Genomic DNA, 6,006 nt, shown 5'->3' on the forward strand with positions numbered 1-6,006 from the left:
ACGAGTGAGACGACCAAGCTGTGGAGCAGTCTGATCATATGCAGTCGATCATGCCGAGACCGGCGACCACGGAACCTGCTCCCTGCCGAGGCACACGATCCGCGAGCGCATCGACTAGCTTACCGTGCGCATTACCACAGGTTGCAAGCCCTCCTGAGGAGCGCGGCACATTGTCGGGTCAGAACCGGCCAGTCTGCCCGATATAGGCCGAATCCTGGCAGCCGACACGCCTGCCGTACCGTTGCCGAGTGATCGAGATCCCCTCAAAATCCGCCGCCGGGAACGTGACCGAGACGGAAGCCCGCAGGGCCAACCGCTCCTGGTGGGATCTCGACGCCGACGACTATCAGGACGAGCACGGCGCCTTCCTCGGCGACTCCGACTTCGTCTGGTGCCCCGAGCGCCTCCGGGAAGCCGACGCGCGCCTTCTGGGACGCGTACAGGGAAAAAAGATCTTGGAACTGGGCGCCGGCGCCGCGGCAGCCTCGCGGTGGTTGCGCCTGGAAGGCGCCCATCCGGTCGCCATCGACCTCTCCGCGGGCATGTTGCGCCACGCGGCCCTCACGGCCGACAAGACAGGGGTACGCGTACCGCTCGTCCAGTCCGACGCCATGGCCCTGCCGTTCCGGGACGACGCGTTCGACATCGTGTGCACCGCCTTCGGCGCGATCCCGTTCGTCGCCGACTCGGCCGCCGCCATGCGCGAGGTGGCCCGGGTGCTGCGGCCGGGCGGCAGCTGGGTGTTCTCGGTGACCCACCCGATGCGGTGGGCGTTCTGGGACGACCCCGGCGCGGAAGGCCTCACCGTGCGGAACTCGTATTTCGACCGCTCGCCGTACGTCGAGCGCGACGACGACGGCCAGGTCACCTATCTGGAACAGCATCGGACGCTCGGCGACCGGATCCGGGAGATCGTGGCGGCCGGGTTCGTGCTGCGTGACCTGATCGAGCCGGAGTGGCCGGAAGGTCATGAGGGGACCTGGGGTCAGTGGAGCCCGCTGCGCGGACGCCTTTTCCCCGGCACCGCCATCTTCGTGTGCGACCTGCCGGCCTGATCGTCTTCCAGGCGGGGCTGACGTCCAGGACGTCTTTAGGCGGGGCTGACGTCCAGGACGCCTTTAAGCGGGGCTGACGTCCAGGACGTCAGCCAGAAGAGTGAGAGTGTCCGGAACCGGCCGGTAATACACCCAGGTGCCACGGCGGTCGCAGTCGACGAGGCCGGACTCGCGCAGTATCCGCAGGTGATGCGAGATCGTCGGGCCGGTCAGGTCGAACTCGCCGCTCAGGTCACACACGCAGATCTCGCCCTTGGGCGCTGACGCGATCATCGAGAGCAGCCGGAGCCGGACCGGGTCGCCGAGCGCCTTGAACATGCCGGCGAGCACGGACGCCCGATCGGTCTCAAGCGGGCCGCGCACCAGCGTGACACCGGCGACCTGGGCGATGATCGAGATCAGCAGCGAAGGCCTGACCTCGTCCCCAACGGCGATCTCCATCGACATCGATCCACTCGGCATCGGACCAGGGTGGCAGATCATCGCAAGGTGCGCGGTACCTGCCACCCGTCCGGGCGTTCTTTTCCCGCTGTCAGTGGTCGGCGCCGTTCCAGTCCCGGCCGGCGCCGACCGAGACCTCCAGCGGCACCGAGAGCGGGAACGCGCCGCCCATCTCCCGGCGGACCAGCTCCTCAAGCTGCTCACGCTCGCCGGCGGCGACCTCGAACACCAGCTCGTCGTGGACCTGGAGCAGCATCCGCGACGTGAGGGCGGAGTCCTTCAGCGCCTCGTCCACCCGGAGCATCGCGATCTTGATGATGTCCGCGGCGGAGCCCTGGATCGGCGCGTTCAGCGCCATCCGCTGGGCCATCTCGCGGCGCTGCCGGTTGTCGCTGCTCAGGTCGGGCAGGTAACGGCGGCGGCCGAGGATGGTCGCGGTGTAACCGTCCTTGCCGGCCTGCACCACCACGGCCTGCAGGTAGTCACGCACCCCGCCGAAGCGCTCGAAGTACTCGTCCATCAGGGCACGGGCCTCTTCGGTGGAGATGCTGAGCTGGTTGGAGAGGCCGAAAGCGCTCAACCCGTACGCCAGGCCGTAGTTCATCGCCTTGATCTTGCGGCGCTGGTCGGCGCTGACCTCGTCGAGCCCGACGTGGAAGACCGACGACGCGGTGGCGGCGTGGAAGTCGGCACCCGAGTTGAACGCGGCGATCAGCGCGTCATCGCCGGACAGATGCGCCATGATCCGCATCTCGATCTGGCTGTAGTCCGCGGTCATCAGCTGCTCGTGACCCGGCCCGACCACAAACGCGCGGCGGATGCGCCGGCCCTCTTCCGTACGGATGGGGATGTTTTGAAGGTTCGGATCTGTCGACGAGAGGCGGCCGGTCGCGGCGACCGTCTGGTTGAAGGTGGTGTGGATGCGGCCGTCGTCGGAGACCGACTTGAGCAGGCCGTCGACAGTCGACTTCAGTTTCGCCACGTCGCGGTGGCGCAGCAGGTGCGCCAGGACCGGGTCGCCGGTCTGCGCGAACAGGCTCTGCAGCGCGTCCGCGTCGGTCGTGTAACCGGACTTGATCTTCTTGGTCTTGGGCAGGTTGCGCTCGACGAAGAGGATCTCCTGGAGCTGCTTGGGCGAGCCCAGGTTGAACTCCCGGCCGACCACCTCGTGCGCTGCCTGCTGCGCCGATTTCACCTCGGCGGCGAAGTGCGACTCCAGCTCCGACAGGTAATCGGTGTCGGCGGCGATGCCGAGCCGCTCCATCGCGGCGAGCACCACCGACAGCGGCTGCTCCACCTCGCCGAGGATCTGCATCGACTCGCCGCCGTCCTGGGACAGCTCGGCGGTGATCACGTCGGCCAGGTCGAGGGTGGCCCGGGCGCGCAGCATCAGGTTCATCTCGGCGGCGCCCTTGTCGTCGTCAGGGCCGTCGAAGAGGGTGATCTGCGCGTTCTCCGGCTCGTCGACCCGCAGCTCGCGCTTGAGGTAACGAAGGGCCAGGTCGTTCAGGTCGTACGCACGCTGGTCCGGCTTTGCCAGGTAGGCCGCGAGGGCGGTGTCCGTGGTGACGCCGGCCAGTTGCCAGCCGTGTGCCTGGAAGGCGAGCAGCGCCGGTTTCGCGTCGTGCACCACCTTGGGCCGGCCGGGCTCGGCCAGCCAGGCGGCAACGGCGCGCTCGTCGTCCTCGTCCAGGGCCGCCGGGTCGAACCAGGCGGCCTTGCCGCCGGCCGTGGCCACGCCGACGCCGGTGAGCTCGCCCGCGCCCCGGCCGAACCGTCCGGTGACCGCGACGCCGACCGGCGCCGTGCCGGCGAACTCACGCAGCCAGCCCGCCACCGCGCCGGTGGGCAGGATCGCGCCGTCCAGGTCGAAGCCGGACTCGGCCTCCGGCTCGACGGCGTCGAGGTAGGAGTAGAGCCGCTCGCGCAGCACCCGGAACTCCAGCGCGTCGAAGACCGCGTGCACCGCCTCGCGGTCCCAGCCGGCCCATTTCACGTCCTCCGGCCGCAGCGACAGCTCGAGGTCGCAGACCAGCCGGTTGAGGTCGAAGTTGCGCATCACCTCGGCGAGGTGGGCGCGCAGACTCTCACCGACCTTGCCCTTGATCTTGTCAACGTTGGCGATGATGCCGTCCAGGCTGCCGAACTCCTTGATCCACTTGGCAGCGGTCTTGTCACCCACGCCGGGCACGCCGGTCAGGTTGTCGCTGGCCTCGCCGACCAGGGCGGCCTTGTCGCGGTAGAGGCTCGGCGGCACCAGGTACTTCGCCTCGATCGCCGCCGGGGTCATCCGCCAGACATCGGAGACGCCACGGACCGGGTAGAGGATCGTGACGTGCTCGCTCGCCAGCTGGAAGGCGTCCCGGTCACCACTGGAGATCACCACCTCCATGCCGGAGTCGCGCGCCTGGGTGGCGAGGGTGGCGATGACGTCGTCCGCCTCGTAGTTCTCTTTCTCCACGACCGGGATGCGCAGCGCCTCGAGCACCTCCTTGATCAGGCTGACCTGGCCCAGGAAGGGCGTCGGCGTCTCGGAGCGGCCCGCCTTGTAGTCCGCGTACTTCTCGGTGCGGAAGCTTTTCCGGGAGAGGTCGAAGGCGACCACGATGTGCGTCGGCTTCTCGTCGCGCAGCATGTTGATGAGCATCGAGGTGAAGCCGAAGACAGCGTTCGTCGGCTGGCCGGTGGCGGTGCTGAAGTTCTCCACCGGGAGCGCGAAATAAGCCCGGTAAGCCAAGGAGTGGCCGTCGAGCAGCAGGAGGCGGGGAGTCTGGGCGTCGTCGCTCACGTCCCTGGACTCTAGTCGCCGGGTCCGACAACACCGGACGCACCGCCTGAGCCGTCACCTAAGAATCGTCTGACACTTGCTCAAGGTTACGGAAAGGCAACTGTCCTGTTGCAGCCCTGTCCGGACCCTGGTGCAGACACCGTCTGCTCACTTAAGTTTCCACAGCATCAGCGTCATGGCAGTGGGAGCCCACCAACGCACCCACCGCGCTGGACAAAGGAGAATTGATGATTCGCCGCAACTTTGCATGGCGCAGTGTCGCCGTGCTGGGTGCCGCTTGCCTTGCCCTGGGCGCGTGCTCGAACTCCGATGAGCCCGAAAGTGGCTCGTCCTCGGCCCCCGCGGCCGCTGCTGGCGACGGTGTGCTGAAGATCGGCACCCTGCTGCCGCAGACCGGCTCCCTCGCGTTCCTCGGCCCGCCCGAGTTCGCCGGCGTCGACCTCGCCGCCAAGGAGATCAACGCTGCCGGTGGTGTCCTCGGTAAGGACGTCGTCATCAGCGACACCGACTCCGGCGACACCTCCACCGACATCGCCAGCCAGTCGGTGAACAAGCTGCTCGCCGAGAAGGTCGACGCCATCATCGGCGCCGCCTCGTCCTCGGTCTCCCTCTCCGTGATCGACAAGATCACCGGTGCGGGCGTGGTGCAGATCTCTCCGGCGAACACGTCGGACCAGTTCACCACGTACAACGACAAGGGCCTCTACTTCCGGACCGCGCCGCCGGACGTCCTCCAGGGCCGCGTCCTGGGTGACCTCGTCGTCGCCGACGGCAACGCCACGGTCGGCCTCCTCGTCCTCCAGGACGCGTACGGCACCGGCCTCGCGAAGAGCGCCCGCGCCGCGATCGAGAGTGGTGGCGGCCAGGTCGTCGCCGAAGAGGTCTACGACCCGAAGGCGGCTGACTTCTCGGCCGAGGTCGGCAAGATCAAGCAGGCCAACCCGTCGGCGATCGTCCTGATCGGCTTCGACGAGACCAAGAAGATCGTTCCGAAGCTGGTCGAGGCAGGCCTCACCGCCAAGGCGAAGAAGTGGTACTTCGTCGACGGCAACCTGTCGAACTACGGCTCCGAGTTCCCGAACGGCACCTTCGAGGGCGCCAAGGGCACCCTGCCGGGCGCCAAGGCCGGCGAGGACTTCCAGAAGAAGCTTCTCGAGGTCGACCCGGCCCTGAAGGACTTCTCCTACTCGGCCGAGTCCTACGACGCGACCATCCTCACCGCCCTGGCCGCTGAGGCCGCCAAGAGCGACTCGCCCGCCGAGTTCTCGAAGCAGCTGGCCGCGGTCTCCAAGGGTGGCGAGAAGTGCACCACCTTCCAGCAGTGCAAGGAAGCGCTGGCCGGTGGCAAGGACATCGACTACGACGGCGTGAGCGGTCCGGTCGAGTGGAACGACGCCGGTGACCCGGCCGAGGCCACGATCGGCATCTACCAGTACGGCGCCGACAACACCTACAAGAACGTCGCCTACCAGACCGGCAAGATCGACGGCTGATAGCCCGCTCCTGTAGTTCGCACCACCTTCTCAGCGAGGGCCCGGCCATCGGCCGGGCCCTCGCCCTTTCCCCCCGACCCACCCCCTGCCCTGCCGCAGCCTTCCCCCACCCCACCCCCTTGGGTACGCCCAAAGCCCTCCACCCTCACTCCAACCCCAGCCCTCCACGGCCACTCCCCACCACCGCCACCGCCACCGCCACCGCCACCGCCGCCACCGCCACCGCCAC

At 68.0% G+C, this 6,006-nt stretch carries 4 protein-coding genes; 2 read left to right on the plus strand and 2 right to left on the minus strand.

The window, feature by feature from the left end; all coding sequences use genetic code 11:
• Positions 1-257 precede the first annotated feature (257 nt).
• Entirely contained in the window at positions 258-1,055 is a 798-nt protein-coding gene (locus B0I29_RS18395; protein WP_111650256.1) for a class I SAM-dependent methyltransferase, read from the plus strand.
• Between the two features lie 63 nt (positions 1,056-1,118).
• On the opposite strand, the gene B0I29_RS18400 is transcribed toward B0I29_RS18395, so the two are convergent.
• Together B0I29_RS18400 and polA are read right to left on the minus strand one after the other, a co-directional pair.
• Positions 1,119-1,496: an ArsR/SmtB family transcription factor gene (locus B0I29_RS18400; RefSeq protein ID WP_111650257.1), complete on the minus strand. Its 378-nt coding sequence runs from the start codon at positions 1,494-1,496 to the stop codon at positions 1,119-1,121.
• A 91-nt stretch (positions 1,497-1,587) separates the two neighbouring features.
• On the minus strand, positions 1,588-4,284 hold the full coding sequence (polA, locus tag B0I29_RS18405; protein ID WP_111650207.1) for a DNA polymerase I: 2,697 nt from the start codon (positions 4,282-4,284) through the stop codon (positions 1,588-1,590).
• Positions 4,285-4,511: 227 nt separating this feature from the next.
• Here polA and B0I29_RS18410 point away from each other — a divergent pair, with 227 nt between their 5' ends.
• Positions 4,512-5,777, plus strand: a complete 1,266-nt coding sequence (locus B0I29_RS18410) for an ABC transporter substrate-binding protein (RefSeq protein ID WP_111650208.1) — start codon at positions 4,512-4,514, stop codon at positions 5,775-5,777.
• Positions 5,778-6,006: the final 229 nt, after the last annotated feature.

It is taken from the genome of Actinoplanes lutulentus (genome assembly GCF_003259845.1).
GTDB lineage: Bacteria > Actinomycetota > Actinomycetes > Mycobacteriales > Micromonosporaceae > Actinoplanes > Actinoplanes lutulentus.

Bases quoted from the DNA above. Each gene is read 5' to 3' on its own strand.
- B0I29_RS18400 (WP_111650257.1), bottom strand. From the start codon at position 1,496: ATGGAGATCGCCGTTGGGGACGAGGTCAGGCCTTCGCTGCTGATCTCG.
- B0I29_RS18410 (WP_111650208.1), top strand. From the start codon at position 4,512: ATGATTCGCCGCAACTTTGCATGGCGCAGTGTCGCCGTGCTGGGTGCC.